The following is a 25,298-nucleotide window of genomic DNA, read 5'->3' as shown; positions in this document are numbered from 1 at the left end:
TTATGAAAATTTTCGTAAGGGAAAGAGTTAAGGCCACAGATGGCGACAAGAGACCCCGTTACCGCGTAGTCGGTGTACAGGGTGAAGGTCTGACCCTGAAGGTCAAGCGCATCCGTAAGTGCGAACTGAGGGAAATTGCCAAGCACACCGGGGCTGAGATCGTTTATCTGGAACGTGACGGCAAGGGTAAAGAAGGCAAGAGAGACTAATAAAAAAACGGGAAACAGTAATGAAACTGTTCCCCGTTTTTAATTGTTCAGAATTTAATCTTTATAAACAATGGTTCCAACGTGCTCTCCGCGCAATGCGGCATGTACGCATTCCGGATCACGCAGAACATCGATAATCTGGAACTGCTTAAGAGTCTTAGCGTTCTTGAGGAAGGTCAGAACAGCACGCTCGACGATGAGGTCATCAAGATCCATCTCAATCAACTCGTCTACATGGATACGGTCATAGAACTTGAGGGTTTCACGGTCCTTGGCCTTCTTAGGGTCATCCTCATAAAGTCCTTTTTCATCCTTAAGATAAATAACAGACTTAGCACCTATGTTTTCCGCCAGCAGGAATGCACCGGAGTCAGTGCGGTGCGGCGGAATAGAACCTACTTCTGCCGGATGCTCGAAGAATCCGTAAGGCGGAATACCTGTGGTGATGGGCAGATAACCGAGCTGGCAATACATGTTCAGCTGCTCAAGATGCTCACCATGACCGATTTTTACACCGCCGCGTTTAGCCAGCAGTACAGAGAGCATCTCTGCGTTCTGCCATGAAACCTTATCACCCAGCTTGGAAAGAACACCGGTGGGCATGCCCAGATCAACGCCGATATTATATACGTGACGGGCACGGGTACCGCCCCCGGTCATGAGCAGGATTTTGTGTTCTTCCTTGGCTTTGACCAATTCATCAAGGATAGGCAGCAGAGCATTTGCTCCGCGGTCCATGATGGACTGACCACCGATCTTAAGAACATTAACCTCTGGCTGCATGTGGAAATAATTATCCGCTTCGGTATTACGCAGACACTCTTTACCGACAAGAGATTCACCCAGCAGCTTGGTTTCTATATGCAGACGGCCTTTTTCGCCTTCTTCCTTAATCAATTTACCCATAAGAACCTCCGTTTTAGCAGTATTGTCATCCCTGAGGACTGCGGGATGATTAAGTGTAAACCATTCACAGCTATTGTGACACCTTAAACCTTGAAAAAATAATACTCAGCAGAATACCGGCTCCAAAAGCCCAAGCAAGATTCGAAAGAAGGGTAATGCCAAGCATGACTGCAATCACAGCCTGCGCTGACCTCGCGGTCATATCACGCATAGCCAGTACCAGCTGAACCCCGGCAAAAACCAGCAATACCCCGAGCACACCCATGGGGATAAGTTGCAGAACCTTTACTGATCCCGATCCGAAACCTATTGCCAGCAGAACGAACAAAGCACCGATAATCAGGTTGGAACCGCATGTCCTCGCACCGAAGCGATAATGGGCTGCAAGCCCCCCTGCTCCGTGACAAAGCGGCATTCCACCTATCAGCGCAGCAAAGCCGTTGGCAATGCCCATGCTTATGCACAAGGCACGATCAGTTACCCGCCTACTTTCCGAACCGAAATATTCATGACTCAAATCACGGTTGGCAATAACCGCATTACCCAGCGTCATGGGAATCTGGGGTAAGACCAGCGCCAGCAGGGCAAAAGAAAAATCATCCGCTGTGGGAAAACCGAAAGGCATGAATTGCGGCAGATGAAAACCTAAACTAAGGTCAGCCAATCCCTGCCATGACCCGAGCAATCCACCCAGAACCGCACCACAGCCCACAACGACAAGTCCGGCGGGAAGTCTTTTGCTATTGATTAAAAGCATAGTGACGATTCCGAATAGAATTCCGAAAAACACGCTAAGAGGTACAGGTCCGAAAGATTGAACAGCCAGAAACGGCTCAACCTTTCCCTGTGCAGCCTGTAATGCACTTGTTCCGGCCGCGAGGGAAACACCTTTCAGCAGCAGCAATATCCCGGTTGAAACCTGAACACCGCGGATAACAGGCAGCGGGATCATCTTTGCCGCTTTCTTAACCAAACCGCTGGTACCGAGGAACAGCATTAAAGCAGCAATGATAAACCCTGCCCCGGTAATCACTGTAGGGCTGAGTGACTGGGCAATTGCATAAGCCGAAACCACCTTCATCGGCTGTACCGCAATGGGAACCCGATAGTATATTCCGCCGATGATGTAGAACAGGCCAACCGATAACAAGACCCCGGTTGCCGAAAGGCCATTAACCATAATCATGGCAAAGGCTAATGGCAGCAAAGCACCGAGATCACCAACCGCTCCGGCCCACTCCATCCTGTTGAAACTTATACGCACGGCAACTCCTATTTATGTCAGCTGTTTAACTACTACTGTATTATGTAATAAATTCACAACGATTTTAAAAGCTGACAGCCCAGACATAATTACATTTTTACACAAAAAAACTCCCGATCAGCAAGAACCGACCGGGAGCAATATAGATGAATGCTATTTACAGCTTAATCTTCAAAGGCCATTGAGACTTTCCAAGCCTCCCAAACCTTACCTACGAGTTCCGGACCGGGGCTAAGAACTGTTTTTCCCGGTTTCCAACCTGAGGGGCAAACCTCGGCTGCTCCAGTTGCCCTTACATGCTGATAAGCCTGAATCTGGCGCAGAGTTTCAGACACATTACGTCCGACAGGCGGAGTCAGGACTTCATACCCGACAATAACGCCGTCAGGATCAATAAGGAAACGTCCACGAATATCAACACCGGAATTTTCATCGTAAACGCCGTACATTTCACCGACCTTACCGCCACCGTCTGAAAGCATGGGAAAAGGAACCTTGCCAGCTGTGATCATTTTGGAAAGTTCATCATATTCCCAAATCTTATGAACAAAAACGCTGTCTGTGCTCATGGAAAGAACCTGAACTCCGAGAGCTGCAAACTCAGCATGTTTTTCGGCGACCGCCGAAATCTCAGTTGCTCAGACAAAGGTAAAATCACCGGGATAGAAGCAAAGCACTACCCACTTTCCTGCGTAGTCAGAGAGTTTGACTTCTTTGAACCCGCCATCCTGATAGGCCATTGCAGAAAAATCAGGGGCTTTTTGTCCAGCTTTAATCATTTTTCCTGCTCCTTTGGTTGTTTCGGAGGTGACATTTTCAACTTCAGGCTGCACTTCTTCGGCATTATTGCCGACAGGTTTCGAGCAACCCGCTTGAACTTTACTCATTTTTAATTCCTCCAATTTGGTATTGGAGTCTTTATATCAAGAATACTTATTAGTAGAAAGTACTTTTATCAAAAAAGTCGATACATATTTCGAGCACAAAAAAAGGGATGTCCTATTCAGGACATCCCTTGATATAAAGCTTAGTTACTTTTCTACCACGGCATGGGATCAGGCAGGATCACATCATCGGAGTAATCATACTGGTCAAACTGCTCCGAAAACCAGTCGAAAAATTCGAAGTATGGAAAAATCTTACGACCGGCCTCAACCTTGTCCAAAGCCTTTTCGCCGGTGACATCAATTTTCTTGGAATCTAGCGCCATGATGGGAACCAGATCTTCAGGGCAGACATAGGCCACATTGCCGACCACATAGTAGCGGATATCATATTCTTTGAAGGTAACCTTCTTCACTTCAGTCTTACTCATAAACACCTCACGCTTGATCTCATTAAATTCAGGTGGTCATAAATCAAATGAGACTGGCGCACAACTGTTTACAATTTTCGTTGGGTGTAAGAGCTGAAATCAGTTTCCTTACGCTGGAACTCCCCTTCAAAAAAAGGAGATGAGATCAAAAATTCCGCAGTGGATCGGTTACTGGCGGTGGGAATATTGTAAAGAACAGCCAGACGCAGAAGCGCCTTAACATCAACATCGTGTGGCTGCGGCTGCATAGGATCCCAGAAAAAGATCAGCACATCAATCTTACCTTCGGAAATCATAGCACCAAGCTGCTGGTCTCCGCCCAGAGGACCGGATTTCATCCTGTTAACAGGCTTAAATTCATAACCTTCGTCTGCCTTCTGCTCCACCCTTTCCATGATCATTTTCTCGACCAATCCCCCGGTGGTGCCGGTGGCAACAAGGTTGTGCCGGGAAAGGATATTATGGTTACAGTCAACAAAATCAAGCAGCTCTTTCTTGCAGTTGTCATGGGCAACCACAGCTATATTCTTTACCTTACTCATGGAATTCATCCTACTAAATTTAAAGGTATTTATTTACAAGCACTATGACATAGCAAACAGGAAAAGTCACTGCAGCAGTGTTGAGAATGGGAAAAGAAAGGTGTCATAAAAAAGGCTGCTGAAATTTCAGCAGCCTTTTTAGCCTTGTTTGTGAAGCTTGCTAGAACCGTTCTTCCCATTCCTTAATCTTGAAACCGATGAGAATAAAATCATCGTTCACAAGAATGGGACGCTTAACCAGCATGCCGTCAGCGGAAATCAGCTCAAAAAGATCAGCATCGCTCATGGCATCAATGGTCTCTTTCAACCCCATTTCCTTATATTTCTTACCATTGGTATTTACGAACTTTTTCTTATCCACCCCGGCAATCTTCTGCCATGCAAGAAATTCATCTTTGGTCGGGGTCTCTTTAACTATATGGCGGATGGTGAAATCAATACCTTTTTCCTCAAGCCAAGCCTTGGCTTTGCGGGAAGAGGTTCAACTGGGGTAATGTACTAAAATCATGATATATCATCTCCGTCTGATGGTTGCGGGCAATTCTTATTACCAAACCCATTCATAACACAGATGAATAACGGCTACAATTATAGATAAAACTTAAAAAGACCGAAAATCACGACAGGAAGCAAGTTCCCGCTTAAGCACCTCTTCATAGTTATCCCCAAGCCGGACTGCCATATAATTGTGCTGGGCCTCGGCAGCTGTAGCTAAGAAGCCTTCCACTTTCTTGGCAGTGCTATGGTAAATATGGCGTATTGTAACCTGATGATCGACCACTACCGGAAAACCCGCTCGGTGGAGAGCCATAGAATTCCAGACATCCACCCCGTAGCCATAGATATTACCTTCGTAATCAAGCCCGCCGATTTTATTCAGGCATTCAAAGTTGAACAGCGGCGAAATTCCATCAATGTACGGAACAATGGAATATTGCATCCCCGGTTTTTCTATCATTTGCGGATGGTACGGGCTGCGATGGGTGGCTGGAGAATACACTCCCACAGGTCCTATCTTAGCATCCAGCTGTTCCAGACGCTTCCATGCCTTAAGGATGTGCGGAGGCTTTGAGCCGAACCAGATATCATTATTCAAAAACCAGAGATGGGTGTAGCCCCTGCTTTGAAATTCTTTGAGGCAATAATCCAGTGCACCCGCCCAATATAAATTTTCGTCCAGCCTGCGCCATGCTCCGGAAAAAGGTTCGGGTGCATGGTTATCAAGCACGTAAAGATGTTCCGCCCACTTGGGATCGGACTGCTCAAGCTGCTCTTTAACCCTTGTAGTAAGGGCCGGATCACCATAATGCAGGATAACAAGCGCCAACCGTCTGTCTGCCACAGCAAACTCCTTGCAATGAATAAGGATTAACTAGTAAAGAAATACTCTAGAAGTTATTAACAATTCCATCAAGGGCAGTATCATGGACACATTCTGGAACAGGCTCCCACGAGAACTTGCAGAGAAATTTCTGGCCGGGGGCGTTGGACGCACTCATTTAACATCCATCGGCTACAAATGCATAGAACTCAGTAAAAACGATCCCGCCAACAGCGAATTATTCATCAAGCTGGCCTTTGAAACCCTGATTTCTGCATGGTGCCATGATCCCTTGAATCTACAAAGCGCGCAGCTCCAGCAAAACCTTATGGGGCAGGAAGGACCGAACTCCCCAATGGGCAAAATGCTGTCCCGCATTGTGGAAGAATCCCGCAAAGACGATTTAGGTGCACAAGAGAAACGTTTGCGCAACCTGATCAGCCGTGAGCGATATGAGCAGGCGGCAGAAGTGTTGAGCCAATTGCTCGATGAATTTCCCGCTTCACTTGCCCTGCTGAAACTTTCTAAAGAACTCTATGAAGCTACTGACGAAAAGCCGTTCCTCAATGCCTCCTTGCACTTGTTAAAAAATATAGATTTCAGCTCAATGGAACCGCTGCACGATTTTCTTTCCGCTAATCTGGATTTCGCACAGGGGAAATACACGCAGGCTGCTGTTAATTACGAAAATGCCTACAACACCGGGTCATTCCCTGAAGCCCTGCCCCGTCTGGGAGAATGCCTGCTGCGCATGGGTAACCGTGCTGATGCCATCAGACTTTATAAGCAGGACACAGAAGCACGCCCGTGGCGGATTAATACCCTGCTGCGCACTGCGGATCTGATCAGTGAAACCGATCTCTTAAGCTGTCCCCCTCCGGGCAAAGTCGCGATTCTGATATACAGTTACAACAAGGCCGAAGAACTGGACGCCACCCTTGCAGCCGTATTCGCGGCAAAATATGAAAATACTTTTCTAGCCGTGCTGGATAACGGCAGTGATGACGGAACCGCAGCAGTCATAGACAAATGGGAAGCTGAATCCGAGGCAAGGGATGATCTGCCCATGATCCGCTTTGACTTACATGTGAACATAGGTGCACCAGCTGCCCGCAACTGGCTGCTCTTTCATCCCCAAATTGCAAAGGCGGACTTTGCTGCTTTTGTTGACGATGACGCCCTGCCACCGCAGGACTGGTTACTCAAGCTTGGGGCTGCAATAAAGAATTATCCCGATGCGGGAGTCTGGGGCTGCAAAGTTGTGGATGCTCCCAATCCGCGCAAGCTTCAAAGCGTAGACCTGCACATTAAACTTGATCAAGGAGCAGGCAGTCCGCAACTGCGTACAACCGACATTCAGCTCCAAACCATGGATTATGGTCAGTTTGATTATATGCGGCCCTGCGGTTCAGTCACCGGATGCTGCCACATCATACGGATGGATGATCTTGCAACGTCAGGCGGATTCGACATCCGTTTCTCCCCCTCACAATTCGATGATCTCGACCGGGACTTACGACTCTGCCTGCAAAAGAAGGCTCCCGTATACCAAGGTCACCTGCGAGTCAGACATTTGAAAAGGACCGGGGTTGCCGGAGCAACCAGCAAAAAAGCTGCTGCCATCCAGATCGGAAATCAATCCCGGCTGGACATGAAATATTCATCAGTTGAAGCCAGCAACATAAGTGAAGCAGACTTCAATGCGACCCTTGCAGATGTTCTGAGAAAAGAAAAGATAGTGCGAAATTAAAAAGGTCTCCGGAGAAAACTCCGGAGACCTTTACTTTAATATTAACTGAGCCCTGCTTTAGAACTTTTCAAAATCACTATCGTCAGCTTCCATATCCAGACTCAAACCTCCCATATCCGAAGTATGGGTTGCAGTAACAGGTTTAGGAGCAGGAGTGGTAGGGGCAACCGAAGCTTCTTTCACAGACTGATCAACAGGGTTATGACTGACCGGCAATGCTCTGGGCTGAGAATATCTGGAACTGCCATAACCGCTGACCTTGAAGAAAGACATGGTGTTTTCCAGCAAAGCACTCTGAGATGAAAGTTCCTCACTGGTGGAAGCCATTTCTTCCGAGGCTGAAGCATTCTGCTGGATAACGGAATCAAGCTGGGTAATGGCCTTGCTGATCTGTTCTGCACCGGAATTCTGTTCCGTACTGGCGGATGCTATTTCCTGAACCAATTCTGCGGTTTTCTGGATATTAGGGACAAGATTATCGAGCATCTCTCCGGCTTTTTCGGCTACGCTTACCGTAGTGGTGGAAAGCTCGCTGATCTCTCCGGCAGCGTTACCGCTTCGCTCTGCCAGCTTACGCACTTCTGCAGCAACAACGGCAAAACCTTTACCATGCTCCCCGGCACGGGCAGCTTCAATGGCGGCATTAAGTGCAAGCAGATTGGTCTGGCGGGCAATTTCTTCAATAATGGAAATCTTCTCAGCAATATTCTTCATTGCTGAAACAGCCTCGGAAACGGCCCCGCCACTTTCCTGGGCATCCGAAGCAGACTTGAGGGCAATCTCTTCGGTTGTCTGGGCGTTCAGGGTATTCTGCTTGATATTACTGGCCATTTCCTCAATTGAGGCGGAAACTTCCTCAATTGATGCAGCCTGTTCCGTGGCTCCCTGTGAAAGTCCTTCAGCGGAAGCTGAGAGTTCTGTGCTGCCGGAAGCCACATTGCTTGCACCGGCCCGGACATCAGAAACAACCTGCGTGAGCTGTGCTGCCATATTGCGCATATTTCCGTAAACACCGATTGCAGGCTCTGCAAACTTGAGATCAAGATCGCCACCGGCAATGCTTTGAGCAACATTTGCTATTTCAGCCGGATCACTGCCAAGCTGACGATTAACAGTTCTAATGATAAAGCCGGCAGTGGCAACACCTATTGCAAGGGCAATAAGACTGATGCCGACCGCCAGCATAATAGCTTGATTATTGGCAGCTTGAAGTTTAGGTCCCAACACATCCTGATCAGCCATGACTGACAGCTTCACATCTTCAACATTCTTAGCGATTTCCGGTCCAATTTTATCAAGATGATTTACGATCACATCATTGCGGTCAAAAATAACCTTGGTCAAACTCACAAAAGCCGCCATGTATTTTTCTTTCAAATCAACAAGCTCACCTAAGAGACGACGGCGCTCAGGATTTTGCAGACTTCGATCCAGATCTTCCAGCAGCTTATTGAAATCTTTAGCCTCACTTTTAACCCTATCAGCTGAAACCGGTGCGTTGTCATCCAAAAATTTAAGCTCATATAATCTGGCAAGCAACAGGTTACGCATGGCATGACCGCTTAATACTGCTGCACTCATATCATTATCGCGTTCTGCTGTTTGTAATATGCGGGTTAATTTCTGCTCCATCAAAGGACCGTTCACGTTCAGCACGTCATTTACATAATGATTGCGCTCTACCCTGAATTTTTTAATTTTTTCAAAATACTCACCATACTCCCTAACTTCCGAATCAGCCTCGGCAATCAGAGAAGCCCTTTCCGGCTTCTTGATATCACTGACGGCCTCATCCATGAACCCACGCATCTTTGCATAGTAATCGTCATATTCCTTGAGGTCCTTTTCACTGCCGGTAAGGATAAAATCCTTAACATTCATGCGGACCATCAGCATATTTGCCTGTAGCCGCCCACTCAGATTGGTATCCCTTGCCAGCCCACGATATTGGTTAAAACCTTCACTGGAATTTTCAAGTGCCCAAAATGAGATTCCTGCCAAAATAAGAAGCAAGCCAAGGACAGAACCAAAACCTAACATTAGTTTCGCCGACAATTTCATTTTATCCCCCCGAAAAAAACTGAGTGAATCTTCTAAACAAGGCATAAAACAACAACTATGAAAATTAATAATACCTCAAATTCCAGTTTATTTAAAAGAGAAATGAATATTTTTTTAAACTAATTCAGAAGGCAAATAACAAATCTTTATACAACAAGCACTTACTCACAAAAAAACAATAAAAAAAAGGCCGACTGATAAAAATGCAGCCGACCTTAAAGACGTTGTCCTATTATTAATTCGAAAGAACTAACCCTCTCCGTACTCACTCCCCGCCTTAGGGAAAGAGCCCAGATGCGGTTTAATAGCTTTACCCAACCAGTCAATGGTGCGTCCGAGATGAACCATGTTTGCAATGCCTTCATCATCGTTAAGAACCTCACCCTTGTTCAACCCGTACCCCATGTTCCAATAAGTGGAACCCGGCATGACCATACCGTTGATCTGGTAGAGGTGGTTGATACTGTCAAAGACATGAGTCGCTCCACCACGGCGTACGGCAACTGCTGCCCCGCCGATTTTTCCTTCAAACTGACGGTCGTTGGCAAGGGCAACCATACCTGCACGGTCAATCAGAGCCTTGATTTCGGCCGACACGTCAGCAAAATATGTGGGGGAGCCAATAACAATAGCATCAGCACGGATCATTTTCTCATAGACTTCATTAAGCTTGTCGTTATCAACAACGCACTTGCTGTCCTTATTTTCCCAGCATTTCATACAGGCCATGCAACCCCGTATCTTTTTGCCACCAAGTTGATACAACTCAGTTTCCCATCCTGCACTTTCAAGTGGCTCCAGAACTTTTTGCAGCATGCTTTCAGTATTACCACCCTTGCGGGGACTACCATTAATTACAAGTACGTACATAACACTCTCCATGTATATGTTCTTTGTAAATAAACCGGCCCAAATACGGCCTCATCTTAATGTAACATAAAGCCTTAAAATCAAGATTGCTTATTCATACTCATATGGCAGCGTTACACATCATACTTTTAGCTGAAAGTTCATTTTATCAGAGAAAACAAAATTAAGGAGTAGAGCTAAGCATTCTCTGCATTAAACAGCGAACTGAAACCAATCCGGAAAATTCCCCCCTGTTAGTCACGGCAATTGGATCAAATGTATAACTGCCTTCACGGGAAAGGGCATTGCGGGCGACTTCTTCCAAACCTGACTCGGCAGGAAGAACCAATAATTCCTTATCCATAACCACGGACACCGGACGGTCCAGAAAAAGAGCCTTATCTGTTTCCTTGCGCACGATTTCATCCATACGCCCTTTAGTGATCATGCCCACCGGAGAAAGGCCGTCAAGAACAATCAGACAGGACCATTCTCCGCTATCACGCAATTTTAAAAGAGCATCGGAAACCTTACTATCAATTGCAATAGTCTGCGCGGGCCAAACCATTTCTCCCAGCGAACCTTCCAAATCCTGCTCTATGGCATCGGCCTTGCCTATAACCTGATAGGTGCGGATGGAATGCTGAATACCTTTTACAGAAATAGCCTCTCGTCCCAGACAACGAAAATCTTCTTTCACCAACGCCCATGTTTCATGAGAAATCAAAATCTGATCCGGCGGCGCATTCTGCTCCAAGCGGGCAGCCACGTTAACCTGACCTCCGATAATGGTATAATCCATAAGCTGCTTGGAACCGAAGTTACCCACTGTACAAAACCCCGTATTAATTCCCATTCGGATTTTGAACGGACTGGAAATACCAAGCTCAAACCACTCCTGCTGCATTTCCTTGATGGCATCGCGCATCTCAATGGCCATATTCAAACATGCTACAGCATCCTCTTTGTATCCTTGTGACACAGGATCGCCGAAAAATATCAGCACCGCGTCGCCGATATATTTATCGATAGTCCCACCATGCTTCAATGCGATGGATGCCATACGGTCAAGGTAGTTATTCAGCAGAGCGGTCATATCCTCTGGTTCCATGCGCTCTGTGGTGGAAGTAAAACCTACGATATCAGAGAAAAAGATAGTCAGCTTTTTGCGCTTGGCACCGATGAGAGTATCCTGAGTGCCTTCAAAGATAGATTCGTAAACCTGCGGGGAAAGATACCTTCCCAGTTTATCAGATAACTCGGCCAGCCTGTCTCCCTGTTCTTTCTGGATCAATGCGGAAGCAACACGCCGCAAAACCATTGGCGGACTCAATGGGCGGTATATAAAATCAAAAACACCGGACTCAAAATAACTGTATTCTTCCTCAGGACGCGTTTCGCCTGAAATCAAAATAAGAGGAATATTGCGAGTCGGCTCGCTAAGCTTGAGTCTTCTACCCAGCTCACGGCAATCCACTTCAGGTAAATCAGCGTCTAAAAGGATTAAATCCGGCTGTTCTTTAGCAGCTATTTCAAACAGATGAGCTCCACTCATAGCCATCAGCAAAGCATAGTCATCACGAAGAATTTCCGCGAAAACATCCATTTCGGGCTTAATTCTATCTACAATAAATATTGTCGGACGGTTCCTTTTCTGCACAAGAATTCTCCTTTTCCAACCTGCCTTTCAAACCATCTTTACCCAACTGCAAAGGATATTAAAACAAAAATATAACATCCCCCATAAGCGATACTTCTTTCCTTGAACATGCTGATCAGAACTACAAAAAAAAGACCCTCCATAAATGAGGGTCTTTAACATTTCCTACTCCGGCAAACTGCCGGGAATTATACATTTCATGATCCGCGATTGTACCCGATGGTTACATTACCATCCTCTACAATCACCGGAATCCTTCTTTTACCGCCGGAAAGCTCCAGCATCTTGTTAAGATCTTCCGCAGACATGAGCACATCCACAAATTCAGCATCAGGATACGCTTCCAACGCTCTTCTGGTATGCGGGCATGTGGGTTTACCGTAAATAATCATTTTAGACATGTCTCTCTCCTGTTCTCATCAAAATAGCACTGGGAAAAGATTCATGTCCAACGGAAGTTTTTACTCGTTTTTCCGGCGCAGGCGTAAGGCAAAGGATATACATGCGATCAATATCAATAAAAGCGGACTATATTCATCATTCACCCCAACGGTGCATCCCGTTCCGCTGCCCCCTGCCCTGTTCATACCAAGGATCTGAGGATCGTCTATCACGCCGGGGTCCGGGTTTTCATCATAAGGGCCGCCGTCCTTTACCACTGAGACGATATAATATGGCGCCGTGGCATTTAACGCCCGGACAGGATCAACATATTTCCCGGACACGTCTGTAAGCCACCAATTTCCATCTGTATAATCCTCAAAATTGGCATATTTGAACTGTGTATTAGTGCCGTTATTAAAAAGCTTTGCGAGAGTTAATTCATTTGCTTTAACTTCAGGTAGTCCGGTTGCAGCATACCGAATACTGACCACCCTGCCTGCTTGAGTCTGGACACAAAATGCAGATTGATCACTGTAAACATTTTCAAAAGCTGTTCCATATACGGTATTTACATTTTGAACTGTTGGTGTTTCACGGCTCTTACTCAAAAATGTAGATGTGGGAGCGTCAGGCTGATCGGTATTAAGTTCAATCTCTCCTGATGTCGGAGTGTCGCCGGTCATTGCGCTCATCACCAATGCATAAGGCTGTGGCCCTACAGGAATATTATAGGCCGTAACTTCCGCAGTATATGTACCCTTCTGCGGTTTATCGATAGTAACAGAAACAGTATTATTCAAACGATCAAAACTTGTTGCTGCAACTTTTGTCCTGAAAGTAACTCCAATACCAGGCGTGATAGATGCCTGCTGCCAAAGACCGCCGACCTTAACCAAACCGCGTGTTGTCGGATTTCCAATCTGACAATAAACTCCGGATGAACTTCCGCTCTTTTCTACAGCTACCACCACGCTACCATCAGCAATGGTAAGTCCAACCGGTAAGGCATATTCTCCTGACGGAATATATGCGAACGACTTCCTGAATATTTCATCTCCGACACCACCGTCATAACGATAAACGACAATGGAAACCTCTTCGGCCACACTTTCACTATTTGAAAAGGCAAGAACCACAGATTCGAGAGTACAGGGGTAAGACGGGGGTGTGACCCGGACACCTATTGCCTTGCCTTTATACATACCGCTAACACTGGTTACATACAGGTACTTAGTCAAAGGGCTGAGACTGACCGCATTATCAGGATATACCCATGATCCGTCAGGCTGCTTGACCCTTAAGTCAAGATCGTTAACCAAACCTCCGGAAGCAGCTGTCGATCCCGGATAATCCGTCCACCCAAGTGTCGCTTTAAAAGGCTTTCCGTCATTTACAACTTCAAAAGAGAAATTTTGCAAATAGGTATTATCTGAGGGAGGAGAATCCTTTACGTCATGATACTCAACCTTGTATCGGGCATCAGAGTTGACAGAAGCTTCAAGATTAACCCGTCCCCAGCCTTGAGCATCATCAGGAGTGTCATGAACTTCCTGTGCTGCCCCTGATCCATACTGCCCCGGAGCAAGCGAAACCGCCCCGTGAATAAGGCCTGTCTTAAGCAGAGCGGCACTTGGCTTGGCTATCCCCTCCTCCTTAATCAGATACTCACGCAAAATTGCCGCTGTACCCGAAACCAGAGGGGTAGCCATACTGGTCCCGCCGGACCAATAATAGTCATCATTAAAAGCCCCCCACCCGTTACCATACTGCGCTGAAGAACGGGTGGAAAGGAGATTTGTGCCCGGCGCAATAACCTCCGGCTTGTAGCGGCCGTCAATGGTGGGACCTCGACTGGAAAAAGCGGCAACACCGTATGGCTTGTCAGAAGTAGGATCAGAACCGATAGGATCGGCATAAGTTCTGAATTCCCCCCAGCTTCTGGCAGCAAAGCCCTCTTTGCTGCCGGTGCGGTACGACTCTGAAGCCCCTACCGAAAGGCAGTTCTTTGCTGTAGCCGGAGTATCAATGCAGTAAACATCAACTATACCGTCTTGGTCTTTGTCATATCCGGCATTACCCGCAGCAAAAAGAATCAAAAAATCTTTATTACTCCACATAAACTGATCGACAGTGACACATTCACTATCATAATCCCCTGCTCCGGAGGTTCCCCAGCTATTGCTATGGATACGAGCTCCGGCATCAAAAGCAGGCTGAAAAAGTTTTGACAAATCCGATGGTATGCCCGGTAAACGGGAACTACCGTCATCAGCACCCACGCTTTGGACATAAAGCCCAGCCTTAGGCGCTATCCCGGCATAACAGGTGGAGGGGAATTTATTATCAACAGGAGAAGAACCCGACTTCATTCCATTTCCAGCTATAATCCCCGCAACATGAGTACCATGACCGCTGCAGTCCTTGATACTTGCCCCGGAAAACACGTTATTGCTGACAACTCTGCTTCCCCCCTGACCGTCGCTGAAATCTTCATGAAGAGTATCAACATCTCCGGTATCGATTCCACTGTCACAAACAGCGACAATCTGCCCATCACCAAAAAACTTGCTACCAGAAACAGGCCATACTTTATCCTGCACTGAACGGGCTTCAATTATGCCCACTGCAATATTATTGTTAGTGCGATGCTCTGGCGCTTTCTCAATCCATTTAACACCCTTGATGTCTTTAAGTCCGCCGACTTCCTGAATTGAGATCCTGACTTCAAGCTGAACACCCCATTCAGATGACGAACTTGAAAGGACAGAGCCTCCTGCCGTACGGATTTCCTGCTCCAGTGAACTCACATTTTCGCCGGGGAAAGCAACCACTTTAACGTCCAGCAGGCTGCCCTGCTCTTTTAGTTTACCGGGAGTGATGTCGTAGACATCGCTCGACAGCTTCAAATCGGCCTCATACTTGCCGAGCCAACGGACAAAGTTAAGCCCTTCAACGGCAGAAACCTTTGCAGTTCCAAGTTTAATGATAAATGCATATTGCGGAATATAGTCGTAAAAGACGGCCCCATGACCGGAAAGAGATTCTTTCCACGCAGATTGCACGGGCCCCGAGAACTGCACGACATAGTAATCATATTCTTCAACCACAGCGGGAGCGGAAAAAAATAAACGCCTTGAAAAGCTTTCTTTTGATGCAGTGCTGGTATCACCGGATTTTACGGAAGAGGATGAAGTCGCATTTGGCAGAACAAGAGAGGAACCCGGAGTGCTTTCCAAAGGATCAACGTGTTGATTCTGGAAAAACAACTTAGGCGTTGATAATGCACTATCTGCAGCCGATGCAGAGTGAGACGACAGCAAGATAAAAACAGTACAAAACAAAAACAATTGTATAACTACAGAAAAACAAGATAGGCGCACTATATATTTCCTTAGTATTCGTTGTCTTGCTGCAATATTAAACAACGTACTAACATGTCAAGAAATATACGATTTGGCCTACCTGAAACACAATCAACCATTGTTACAATAGGCAAACCAATAATACACCAGCGTAAAATGCGGCTCTCTTGGCTTAATTATCGATACGCGGACATTTTGTCAGCTCCCCCTTTTTGGCAATAGCTCTCGCCAAGCGAGAAAGTTTACTTTTCCCCAGACGGAGCATCTGAAAAATAAAAACGATCAACTAATGAGGAGGACTCCCACGGCACCTGTTCTCCACTTGTTTCCTGCACCACGCCTTTGCGGGTGTAAAAGAAAACATCGCTGATATCGAGCCCCGGTTGCATCAGGTATTGAAGCAAATACTTTGTGTACACCCCATTGCGACCGCTTCCGTCTGCGGCAACGGAGCCGGGTGCTGTGGAATAAGCCACGATTGATCCGGTAGGTGCATCCATGCGAGCCAATCCTCTCTGCGCCGAGCGAAAGCTACGGGCAAATGGATTGTTACGGCAGGCATCTAGAATGACGATATTCAATGCATTGCCCGCATCTTCCATCTTGCCGAGAATACGTCCTGCATCCAGACATTCGTAGCGAACATCGGATTCCGACCTGAGAGTCGCATCAACAGGAATGAGATAATTCCTGCCGCCGACCTGCATACCATGCCCCGCATAATAGAACAGCCCAACTCCTCCTTTCTGCAAACTGGCGTAAAAACGGTCCATAGCCTGCTCCATGTCACGCAACCTAGCATTATTGACCATAATCACATTGAATCCCAATCGGCGCAGGGCCTTGCCCACATCTCGGGCATCATTAACCGGATTCTTCAAAGGAGCATTTTTATACGCACTGTTACCCATAACCAGTGCATGCCGCTCGCCCTTAACAGCTACCGGAGCAGGAACTGGAATGTTTGTTACCACCATAACCGGCTGACTGACCTCTTCAAGAACAGCAGCCAGCTGACGCGATGTGGTCAGCTCATCATTTAAAGCCTTGAGTGCCCTTCCCGCAGCCTCTGTGTACCCGAACGAGTTAGCCGGAAAAGGAACCACTCCCACGCCATGCCCCCTAATATCAGTAAGCACACGGCGATCCCAATCCAGAAACGAACCCTTGAGATCAACAGATGTTTGAGCACCTGATGTCACTCCAAGATCTATCTGCATGTCAAAAAGCATAACCACGTCCAAATCCAAGGACCTTGCCTGATCCAGTGAATCGACTTTAATCACTTCCCCGAATGACCGGGACAGAATTCTTTGGAGGTTCTTTTCCACGTAGTCTACATCCAGATCATTCAAAGCTGATGTATTGGTTAATATTCCAAGATCCATAGCCTTGCGATTCTTTGCGAGAAAATCCCGTGATATCTGGACATTTCCGGAAAAAAGCAACCCAAGGCGCATATCTCCAAACATACGGGTCGATGAAGGCATGGTATTAAGCTCAGCAAGCGGGTCCTGATATTTAGGAGGAGGCAGGCAAGAGGTCAGCGATACGATATAAATGAAACAAAAAAGATATATGAGTAACTGGCGAACTGTCCGAACCGTGGACGTAAGAGCTTTCCCAGAGATGTGGAAATTAAACATCACTCCCCTCCTATATTACTTTCAATTTACCAATAAGGAATGTTCGTGACAAGAAAAACGGGCTTTAACATCGGCTCTACCGGGACAATAAAAAAGGACTCACGATTTTTATCGCGAGTCCTTAAAAATATGTGAGGCTGTGGAGGATTAAATCCTCCGCAGAACCAAACCATCAAATAATAAAATCAAACTTATTCCATCTTAAAACCTGAGAAATATTATTTTATATCAACACATTAAATCAAAGATACTGCCAAACTTTACCAATATTTTTTTCCATAACGGCAACAGCGCAAAGATCAGTGAAAGCAATGCCCACAACCTCTGCGTGCAGGTGATCATCGTCCTGCTTTTTATTAAAGGCATCCATGATCTCAACAGACTCACTGCGATTGCGTGATTTAGGAGAACTGCCGTCATGGGTACGTGGGTGGTAGCCTATATAAATGCTTTTTACCTTCTTATATTCTTCGCTCATTTCCTGTCCTCGTTATTTTTGGTTGTTCTGCATTTGTTTCAGAGATCACAATATGTCTTAAAAGACATACTAGCAAAGAGCAAACAAGAATTGAATTTATATAATTTTATTCACCTTCTTACACTAAAAGCATCTCCATAGTTGCAGGAATCCCCCAAACAAAAAAGGCTTACGATTTTCATCGTAAGCCTTAAGAAATATCTGGTGGAGCTGGAGGGAATTGAACCCGCGGCTTCTTAAATGCTATGCGGGGGACAGTACTCCATAGATTTAAATATTTGGATTAATCCCCCCTTGGGAACTGGTTTTGGGGATTTTCCGGGATTAGCGGGGGTGAGTGGTTCCCCAAAAAGAATCGTTCTAAATTGTCAGAGAGGCAAGAGCCTTTTTAGCGGGTCCATACCCCTGAGCTGCAGCCTTTCTGTACCACTTCACCGCTTCAGTAATATCCTCTTCAACACCTTCTCCGAACTCATATGCAATTGCCAAACGCCACTGTCCTTCAAAATCACCAAGTTCTGCTGACTTTTTAAACCACTTCACAGCCTCAAAAAGATTCTTATCAACACCCAACCCTTGCTTATACATTTTGCCAAGACGCCACTGAGATTCAGATTCACCCTGATCAGCCGCTCTATGATACCACTTCACAGCCTCTGCAAAATTCTTTTCAACTCCTTCTCCATATTCATACACTATACCTAACCGCAACTGACCGCCAGAATCACCCTGTTCTGCTGACTTTCTGAACAATTTAGCGGCCTCATTGATATCCTCATCGACGCCCCGTCCGAACTTATACATATTACCTAGACGCCACTGACCTCCAGAATTACCCTGCTCTGCTGACTTTTTATACCACTCTACAGCCTCAAAAAGATTCTTCTCCACTCCTTCACTGTACTCATACATTACCCCGAGACGCCACTGACCATTGGAATCTCCCTGTTCTGCCGACATACGAGCCCACTTAATGGCTTCAACAAAATTCTTTTCAGTACCTTTCCCATATTTATACATATCAGATATAATCCATTGTCCGACAGAAGCACCCTGCACAGCTGATTTTTTGTACCATTTCACGGCTTCAAAAAAATTCTGATCAACACCAAATCCGTACGCATACATTTTGCCCAAAAGCCACTGCGCGTCAGGATCACCCTGCTCAGCTGCCTTCCTATACCAGCTCACAGCCTCAGAAAGATTCTTATCAACACCGTTTCCGAACTCATACATACGCGCTAGGCGCCACTGCCCGTCAGAAGCACCCTGTTCTGCTGCCTTCCTATACCATTTCGCGGCTTCAGCAAAATTCCTTTCGACCCCCATCTGATACTCATACATAACTCCCAAACGCCACTGCCCGCCATAATTTCCTTGTTCTGCTGACTTTCTAAACCACCTCACTGCTTCTGAAAGTTTTTTTCCAACCCCCTTCCCATACATATACATAGTCCCCAAAAGCCACTGACCATCCGAATCCCCCTGTTCTGCTGCCTTTCGATACCATTTTACAGCCTTAGCAAGGTTTTTATCAACACCCGTCCCTTCCTCATACATAAAAGCCAGACTCCACTGTGCAATAGAGTCACCCTGTTTTGCTGACTTTCTGTACCATTTAACTGCCTCTGTTAAATTCTGTTTGACACCCTTTCCGTGCGAATACTTATAAGCCAAACGCCTCTGTGCAATAGAATGACCCTGCTCTGCCTGAACTTTTATCTCCCCTAAGTTTTCGCCATGCAACAACGGCTTCATATCCCGCATACATCCTGTGGCTCCGAGAAGAAAACTAATTAAACACAGTGCGCAAATTGCCCTCATATTGACTACCTCATAATTGAATTTTCACAACGCAAACTCATAAAATTTATATATAAATAGAAAGTGCAGACAAGTAAAATCCAAACTTGAAATTGGGTCAAACTGGCTTCCCCCCTTTCTTTGATATAGCTCCCCAATGTTCCCCGCCCGGTTCCCCAAACAAAAAAAGGCTTACGATTTTCATCGTAAGCCTTAAGAAATATCTGGTGGAGCTGGAGGGAATTGAACCCACGGCCTCTTGAATGCCATTCAAGCGCTCTCCCAACTGAGCTACAGCCCCACTTGCGTTGGGTGAAGAAGTGTTTATAGAATCCGGCACCGACTGTCAACACTCTTTCTAACATTTAACACAAAAATATCAGGACATACCAACCCCGCTAACACTTCCGGGACCTTTTACGGGAATACTGATCACAAACCGAGTCCATTCACCCGGTTCCGAGAACACTTCCATGGAGCCTCCATGCTGCTTGACGATAATAAAATATGAGACAGACAAGCCAAGTCCTGTCCCTTTACCTGGCTCTTTAGTGGAAAAAAAAGGCTCAAATACTTTCTTACGAGCTTCTTCAGACAGCCCCGGCCCGTTGTCTTCCACTTCAATCACGCTCATATCGTCTCTAATATAGTTTTTAACTATCAATCGAGGGATATCATCAACATATTCCTTATCCGCCATGGCGTGGGCAGAATTCTTGAGTAAATTGAAAAACACCTGCTGAATCTGATTGCTATAACAAACCACGTTGCCGTTGGAATCTGAGTATTCCTTGATTATATCGATCTTTTTAAAATCGTAATTTTTCTTTAGGTCATAATCGTTACTGACCAGTTTAATCGTCCGGTCCAATAAATCCGTAACCTTGTTACTGACGAGCGACTTATCACTCTGACGGCTGAAACTGAGCATATCTTTGACAATATCAGCTGCCCGCTTCCCTGATTCATAGATGGATTCAACCATCTTGTCACAATCACGGGCCTGCGCATAACTGACCATGTTATCAAATGAAGTGCCGCACTCTTCAGCGATTTTAATATTCATGGGATTTTCCTTGAGCAACCTGTTCCGCAGATTCTGGCAAGACCCGACAATAGCGGCCAACGGGTTATTAATCTCATGGGCCATCCCTGCTGCAAGACCTCCCAGCGACATCATCTTTTCATTTTGAATAATAAATTCTTCAGCTCTTTTCTGGCTGGTCATATCCCTGAATTCAAGAACCTGAACCACACGGCCCTTGTACGGAATATTTCTGGACTCCAACCGGACAGGATACTCAACCCCGCCCTTGCGTATAGCCTTAGCTTCGTAAGCATCTTCAAGTTCATTGCGAATATTGTCCCGGACAAAACTGCGGGAGGACTCAGATATCAACTGCAAAAGATCCATTCCCACGAGCTTATCAACATCAAACCCGGAGATTTCAGCCAAACCCTGATTACAATCCAAAATAATACCCTGCTCATGGATAGCTATCCCACCGAACGAAGCATTATGCAGGGCTCTGAAACGCTCTTCACTACGCACAAGAGCTTCCTCAGATTCTTTCCTGATCTGAACTTCATGTTCAAGCTCTTCAAGCATCCGTTGCAGATTGCGGGTCATGGAATCAAAAGCCAAAGACAGCTCTTTAATTTCCTTAAAACCAGTGACAGAAATTCCGGGGTAAAAACCATCATCTTTGATATTAAGGGCGGCCTCTGTCAAAAGCTTAACCGGATGAGTTACCCTTTGAACATTTCGAACAGTTGCAATTAGAACCAAGGCAGCGGTAAGTAAGGTCGCAAGCAAGGCAACACCTGCGGAACGAATCGCAGGGACCAAAGCCGTTTGCACATCCCGCTCAGCCACAACCCTGTATGTAAGGCCTCCAAGTTTTAAGTCAGCACTTGCTCCAATGACCCACTTTCCATCAAAGTCTTTCCTTATCCTGTGCCCGTCCTTCAGAGACAAGCTTCTTTTGCCGAGCACCACTGAAGGATTGGGGTGAGCCAGAACATTTCCGTTCTCAGCAACAAGAAAGATGTTTTCGCCATCCCGATAGTTCTGGTCCACAACATTCTTCCAGACTACATCCAGCCTGAATTGAGCCAAGAGAACAATCTCCAGACGGCCTGTCATTCTGTCCCTTAACGGTACGCCCACCAACATTAAGGACTCTCTGAAATTAGGATCATCGTGCACAGGCCCGTAATTTACCTGTCCGGTTTTGATTACTTTTTCATAAAGCCGTAAATCAACAGGGTCCAACGGTTCCGATCCGTCATAAACCATATTTGAAGAAACTCTAGCTTTAATCCTGCCTGTTTCATCAAGTATCATTACGGAATATATGAAAGGCTTTCGGGCAATCATCTCCTGCGCGACGTCACGCATTTCCTGCTCCGAAAGAGTTGCAAAATTTCTGTACCGATTCAGGCTGAAGAGCCTATCTTCCAGCATGGAAAAATGCTGCCCTAAATCATGGGCAACATATCTGGCCATTGCCTGTTCCTGCCGCAAAGAAGCATCAATCTGACCGCTGGCAATCCAGACTGTCAACATTATGCCCAGCAGAACAAGCGGAACAAGCGCAATCACCATATAAGAACGGAAGAGAATAGAATAAAGAGATCTCATTATATCCCTGATTATCTGACGATATTCTTAGCCTGACGCAAAATGGAATCACTTATTTTTGCGCCGATGGCTTTAGCTGTTTTGAGATTGATAAATAAATAATCTTCAGATGTTTCCACCGGAAGAGAAGAAACCGGAGCTCCTGAAAAAAGCATGTGAGCCATGCGTGCGCTCTGCTTGCCTATCTCATACCCATTGAAGCCATACCCGGTAAGTGCACCGTCTTCCACCTGCTTGAAACGCGGGGTTGAAAGAGGAAGTTTACGTTCAAGGCAAACAGTCACAAAATCATTAATTCTTGACATTACCAGCCCTTCGCGGGGCAGAAGAACAGCATCCACATCCGCAGGAACATATTCTTTATCGCTAAGAAGGTCAGTTTCCCGATAAAAAGGCTTCTTAACCAAAGTAACACCTACCTTGGGAGCAGCTTTTTCAAGCATCTTCACACTTGCAGCCGCGCTTTTGTCCCCAAGGCTGTAAGGGACCAAGACTTTGGTTACAGTCGGAACAACATCTTTTAAATACTGCAACCTGCGCCCATCACTGGCAGAGAGTCGAACTCCGGTAATGTTACCTTCCGGTGCACGTTCATTCTTCACTATGCCAGCTGCGACAGGATCATTAACAGGCGCAAAAAGAACCGGAAGATTTGTTCCCTGTGTAATTTGTTTTGCAACTATGGCCGCGGGTGTAGGAGAAGCAAAAATTAAATCGGGTTCATTCTCCAGCAGCGTATGCATGTAACTGCCAAGGTCCTTTTTGGAAGAAGCGGGACCAGCGAAATCAAATTCTATATTTTCACCTTCAATATACCCGAGCTCTCTCAAACCGTCCTTGAAGCCCTGCAATGTGGACAAATTATTTTTGGTAAACTGCAGAACGCCGACCCTATATAATTTTTCATCTGCCTTGAATGGCAACAATAGATAAATTGCTATGGTAAATAAAAGCAGTAACCCTACTGCGCCCAAAACACTTTTCCTCATATGAACCTCCAGTCCAAAGGGGATTTGAGGTTATATTAAAATAATATATTGGCTCAGTCAGGTAAACCTTAATATAAAATAACTTGAAACTACGGATTAAATCCGGACCTCAACGGTATTATCATTTAGTGTTGTGGCTTCTCCCATGTCGGAAAGTCTTTCGTGATGCAGGGTATTTACCAAATTCCCGTTCCCCGATTGCCTGCGCATGAAAATTCCAGCCGCAGCCACCGCTCCCTTGGCAATCAAAGGAGTAACCCGGGCGGTAAAAGCAACCTCTCCCAAATCATTATAGGCAACAATACTGTCACCGTCTGCTATGGAACGGGCCTCAGCATCATCAGGATGTATTTCGAGAAACATAGCTCCCCGACTTTGCACCAACTCCTCCCGCTCAAGAAATACGGAATTAAGAGTTTCGGAACTTGGCACCGCAATCAAGCGCAAAGGATAAGGGCCGCCATGACACTCCTGATAGTGAGGGACTGGATCTTTCAATGTGTTATTAATGATTTCTATTTTTCCGGAAGGAGTCTTCCAGCTTGTATGGTCGGCATAAGGCAGTGAAATCATGCCCCCGGTTTTTAATATCTCACGCTGCTTAGAAGTAATGTCCTGCAATCCAGCCATGGGATTATCGAGAAGTTCCGCCACCAAATCATCTTCAGAACGCTGAAAATGGCTGTCAGTATAGCCCATGCCTTTCGCGAGGAGACAAAAAATATCCCAATTGCTCTTACATTCACCGGCAGCGGGGATAATTTTATAAGCAGCTCCAAAGGAACAATAGCCATAAGCACTGTAACAATCGGACTGTTCCACAGAGAATGTGGCAGGAAGGATAATGTCAGCATAGCGCGCTGTATCAGTCATAAACCGTTCGTGGACCACGGTGAAAAGATCAGGATCAGCAAGTCCCTGCTCAATGCCGAGCTGGTTGGAAACCGAACCTACCGGATTACTGCCGTAAATATGCAGACAGCGAATAGGAATCTGTCCTTCTTCGCCTTTCAGGGCCATGGCAAGCTGGTTGATGTTAACCTTTCGCCCTACCCGCTCACGCAGATCAGGCCGCGTAATGCGGGTACTATCAATGCACTCCCTCATTCCGGGGTTACAGCCGCAAAGACCTCCACCCGGATGCTGCCATGCTCCAGAAAAAGTGGAAAGAATTGTTATCAACCGAACAGTCATGCCACCATTCCCATAGCGGGAATTTCCGCTTCCAAGGATGATTGCCGGGGCTTTTGCAGCGGCGTATTCCCGTGCAAGTTCAACAATCAGCTGCGCTGAAACACCGCATACGGACTCAGCCCATTCCGGACTGTACTCATCAAGAGTATCCTTGAATTCAGCATAACCAATAGCTTCATTTTGCAAAAATTCAGAATCTTCAAGACCTTCCTTGACCAGCACATGCATCATACCGAGGGCCAATGCTCCATCGGTACCGGGTTTCACCAGCACAACCTGATCGGCATACTGGGCCATTTCCCCGGCAAATGATTCGATAAGTACGACACGCTTGCCCTGCTTACGCCCTTTGAGGAGATCAGGCATGCTCTGCAAACGGGTAGCCTTCATGTTGCTGCCCCAGACAATATACATATCGCTGTCGACCAGTTCGCGGGGATCAAGCCCTCCGGTGCCGCCAAGCACGGATTGATATCCGGCACCCTTAGCCGAAGAACAAAGAGTCTTGATCAATTGGCAGGATCCCATTTTATTGAACAAGGCATCACCGCAATTGCGTTGGATAAGGCTCATGACACCGGAATAGTAAAAAGGGAGGATTGAATCAGGTCCGTACTCATCCAAAGACTGCTTCCATTTTCCGGTAATGGTTTCCACAGCCTCATCCCATGAGATGGGTTCAAATTTACCCTCACCTTTCTGTCCGGTCCGCTTAAGGGGAGTTAAAATTCTGTCCGTGGAATGAATAGATTTTTCGTAACGCTGCATCTTGCGGCAGATCAGTCCGCTGCAGATTGGATCATCGGGGTCACCCTTTACTTTGGTAATTCTGGTTCCATCGCTCTCTACAAGAAGGCCGCAAGTGGTGGGACAGTCGTAAGGACAAATGGATTTATATATCGGCATAGCTTTAACCTTGGG

The 25,298-nt window shown here is 46.3% G+C and carries 18 protein-coding genes, 1 tRNA gene and 2 pseudogenes; 2 read left to right on the top strand and 19 right to left on the bottom strand.

Going from position 1 to position 25,298, the window contains the following annotated elements; all coding sequences use genetic code 11:
- Positions 1 to 2: 2 nt before the first annotated feature.
- Positions 3 to 209, top strand: coding sequence for a hypothetical protein (locus DESAL_RS04535; protein ID WP_015850785.1), 207 nt, complete (start codon positions 3 to 5; stop codon positions 207 to 209).
- Positions 210 to 263: 54 nt separating this feature from the next.
- Here the strand turns inward: DESAL_RS04535 and DESAL_RS04530 are convergent, their stop codons facing one another.
- The 7 genes and pseudogenes from DESAL_RS04530 to DESAL_RS04495 form a co-directional block, all read right to left on the bottom strand.
- Positions 264 to 1,115, bottom strand: a complete 852-nt coding sequence (locus DESAL_RS04530; RefSeq protein ID WP_015850784.1) for an amino acid kinase family protein — start codon at positions 1,113 to 1,115, stop codon at positions 264 to 266.
- A gap of 70 nt (positions 1,116 to 1,185) precedes the next feature.
- A complete protein-coding gene (locus DESAL_RS04525; protein ID WP_015850783.1) occupies positions 1,186 to 2,379 on the bottom strand; it encodes a putative sulfate/molybdate transporter in 1,194 nt (397 codons plus the stop codon).
- A 164-nt stretch (positions 2,380 to 2,543) separates the two neighbouring features.
- Positions 2,544 to 3,266, bottom strand: coding sequence for a thioredoxin-dependent peroxiredoxin (prxU, locus tag DESAL_RS20465; RefSeq protein WP_015850782.1), 723 nt, complete (start codon positions 3,264 to 3,266; stop codon positions 2,544 to 2,546).
- 152 nt (positions 3,267 to 3,418) lie between these two features.
- Complete coding sequence (locus DESAL_RS04510; protein WP_015850781.1) at positions 3,419 to 3,694, bottom strand: hypothetical protein; 276 nt, start codon at positions 3,692 to 3,694, stop codon at positions 3,419 to 3,421.
- 68 nt (positions 3,695 to 3,762) lie between these two features.
- Positions 3,763 to 4,236, bottom strand: coding sequence for a methylglyoxal synthase (locus tag DESAL_RS04505; RefSeq protein WP_015850780.1), 474 nt, complete (start codon positions 4,234 to 4,236; stop codon positions 3,763 to 3,765).
- Between the two features lie 160 nt (positions 4,237 to 4,396).
- Positions 4,397 to 4,705: pseudogene (locus DESAL_RS04500) on the bottom strand (Spx/MgsR family RNA polymerase-binding regulatory protein); the annotation flags it as partial.
- 132 nt (positions 4,706 to 4,837) lie between these two features.
- Entirely contained in the window at positions 4,838 to 5,578 is a 741-nt protein-coding gene (locus tag DESAL_RS04495) for a glycosyltransferase family 2 protein (protein WP_015850779.1), read from the bottom strand.
- An 82-nt stretch (positions 5,579 to 5,660) separates the two neighbouring features.
- Here DESAL_RS04495 and DESAL_RS04490 point away from each other — a divergent pair, with 82 nt between their 5' ends.
- Positions 5,661 to 7,307, top strand: a complete 1,647-nt coding sequence (locus tag DESAL_RS04490; RefSeq protein WP_015850778.1) for a glycosyltransferase — start codon at positions 5,661 to 5,663, stop codon at positions 7,305 to 7,307.
- Between the two features lie 57 nt (positions 7,308 to 7,364).
- Here DESAL_RS04490 and DESAL_RS20670 read toward each other — a convergent pair.
- The 12 genes and pseudogenes from DESAL_RS20670 to DESAL_RS04430 form a co-directional block, all read right to left on the bottom strand.
- A pseudogene (locus tag DESAL_RS20670) lies at positions 7,365 to 8,282 on the bottom strand (methyl-accepting chemotaxis protein); the annotation flags it as partial.
- A 1,335-nt stretch (positions 8,283 to 9,617) separates the two neighbouring features.
- Positions 9,618 to 10,238 (bottom strand): flavodoxin family protein, encoded by a 621-nt coding sequence (locus DESAL_RS04480; RefSeq protein ID WP_015850776.1) that lies wholly within the window; start codon positions 10,236 to 10,238, stop codon positions 9,618 to 9,620.
- Positions 10,239 to 10,401: 163 nt separating this feature from the next.
- A complete protein-coding gene (locus tag DESAL_RS19630; RefSeq protein ID WP_015850775.1) occupies positions 10,402 to 11,877 on the bottom strand; it encodes an adenylate/guanylate cyclase domain-containing protein in 1,476 nt (491 codons plus the stop codon).
- A 197-nt stretch (positions 11,878 to 12,074) separates the two neighbouring features.
- Positions 12,075 to 12,278, bottom strand: a complete 204-nt coding sequence (gene uxx1, locus DESAL_RS04470) for a UXX-star selenoprotein family 1 (RefSeq protein ID WP_015850774.1) — start codon at positions 12,276 to 12,278, stop codon at positions 12,075 to 12,077.
- A gap of 60 nt (positions 12,279 to 12,338) precedes the next feature.
- Positions 12,339 to 15,497 (bottom strand): S8 family serine peptidase, encoded by a 3,159-nt coding sequence (locus tag DESAL_RS04465; RefSeq protein WP_245543784.1) that lies wholly within the window; start codon positions 15,495 to 15,497, stop codon positions 12,339 to 12,341.
- Between the two features lie 368 nt (positions 15,498 to 15,865).
- Positions 15,866 to 17,269: a caspase family protein gene (locus tag DESAL_RS19625; protein WP_015850772.1), complete on the bottom strand. Its 1,404-nt coding sequence runs from the start codon at positions 17,267 to 17,269 to the stop codon at positions 15,866 to 15,868.
- Between the two features lie 241 nt (positions 17,270 to 17,510).
- Positions 17,511 to 17,747, bottom strand: a complete 237-nt coding sequence (locus DESAL_RS04455) for a hypothetical protein (protein WP_015850771.1) — start codon at positions 17,745 to 17,747, stop codon at positions 17,511 to 17,513.
- Between the two features lie 360 nt (positions 17,748 to 18,107).
- Entirely contained in the window at positions 18,108 to 19,505 is a 1,398-nt protein-coding gene (locus DESAL_RS04450) for a tetratricopeptide repeat protein (RefSeq protein ID WP_197528784.1), read from the bottom strand.
- 270 nt (positions 19,506 to 19,775) lie between these two features.
- Positions 19,776 to 19,851, bottom strand: a tRNA-Ala gene (locus tag DESAL_RS04445).
- Between the two features lie 78 nt (positions 19,852 to 19,929).
- On the bottom strand, positions 19,930 to 22,194 hold the full coding sequence (locus DESAL_RS19620) for a sensor histidine kinase (protein ID WP_015850769.1): 2,265 nt from the start codon (positions 22,192 to 22,194) through the stop codon (positions 19,930 to 19,932).
- Positions 22,195 to 22,205: 11 nt separating this feature from the next.
- A complete protein-coding gene (locus DESAL_RS04435; RefSeq protein WP_015850768.1) occupies positions 22,206 to 23,183 on the bottom strand; it encodes an ABC transporter substrate-binding protein in 978 nt (325 codons plus the stop codon).
- 96 nt (positions 23,184 to 23,279) lie between these two features.
- Complete coding sequence (locus DESAL_RS04430) at positions 23,280 to 25,283, bottom strand: molybdopterin-containing oxidoreductase family protein (protein ID WP_015850767.1); 2,004 nt, start codon at positions 25,281 to 25,283, stop codon at positions 23,280 to 23,282.
- Positions 25,284 to 25,298 lie beyond the last annotated feature (15 nt).

This window comes from Maridesulfovibrio salexigens DSM 2638, from assembly GCF_000023445.1.
GTDB lineage: Bacteria > Desulfobacterota > Desulfovibrionia > Desulfovibrionales > Desulfovibrionaceae > Maridesulfovibrio > Maridesulfovibrio salexigens.
The sequence above is the reverse complement of the archived record's forward strand: the minus strand, read 5'-3'. Positions and strand labels throughout refer to the sequence as shown.

Excerpts from the sequence above, each read along its gene's own strand:
- DESAL_RS19620 (WP_015850769.1), bottom strand. The coding sequence starts at position 22,194 with ATGAGATCTCTTTATTCTATTCTCTTCCGTTCTTATATGGTGATTGCG.
- DESAL_RS04505 (WP_015850780.1), bottom strand. The coding sequence starts at position 4,236 with ATGAGTAAGGTAAAGAATATAGCTGTGGTTGCCCATGACAACTGCAAG.
- DESAL_RS04430 (WP_015850767.1), bottom strand. The coding sequence starts at position 25,283 with ATGCCGATATATAAATCCATTTGTCCTTACGACTGTCCCACCACTTGC.
- DESAL_RS04435 (WP_015850768.1), bottom strand. The coding sequence starts at position 23,183 with ATGAGGAAAAGTGTTTTGGGCGCAGTAGGGTTACTGCTTTTATTTACC.
- DESAL_RS04480 (WP_015850776.1), bottom strand. The coding sequence starts at position 10,238 with ATGTACGTACTTGTAATTAATGGTAGTCCCCGCAAGGGTGGTAATACT.
- DESAL_RS04490 (WP_015850778.1), top strand. The coding sequence starts at position 5,661 with ATGGACACATTCTGGAACAGGCTCCCACGAGAACTTGCAGAGAAATTT.
- DESAL_RS04455 (WP_015850771.1), bottom strand. The coding sequence starts at position 17,747 with ATGAGCGAAGAATATAAGAAGGTAAAAAGCATTTATATAGGCTACCAC.
- DESAL_RS04510 (WP_015850781.1), bottom strand. The coding sequence starts at position 3,694 with ATGAGTAAGACTGAAGTGAAGAAGGTTACCTTCAAAGAATATGATATC.
- DESAL_RS04535 (WP_015850785.1), top strand. The coding sequence starts at position 3 with ATGAAAATTTTCGTAAGGGAAAGAGTTAAGGCCACAGATGGCGACAAG.
- DESAL_RS04530 (WP_015850784.1), bottom strand. The coding sequence starts at position 1,115 with ATGGGTAAATTGATTAAGGAAGAAGGCGAAAAAGGCCGTCTGCATATA.
- DESAL_RS19625 (WP_015850772.1), bottom strand. The coding sequence starts at position 17,269 with ATGTTTAATTTCCACATCTCTGGGAAAGCTCTTACGTCCACGGTTCGG.
- uxx1 (WP_015850774.1), bottom strand. The coding sequence starts at position 12,278 with ATGTCTAAAATGATTATTTACGGTAAACCCACATGCCCGCATACCAGA.
- DESAL_RS04450 (WP_197528784.1), bottom strand. The coding sequence starts at position 19,505 with ATGAAGCCGTTGTTGCATGGCGAAAACTTAGGGGAGATAAAAGTTCAG.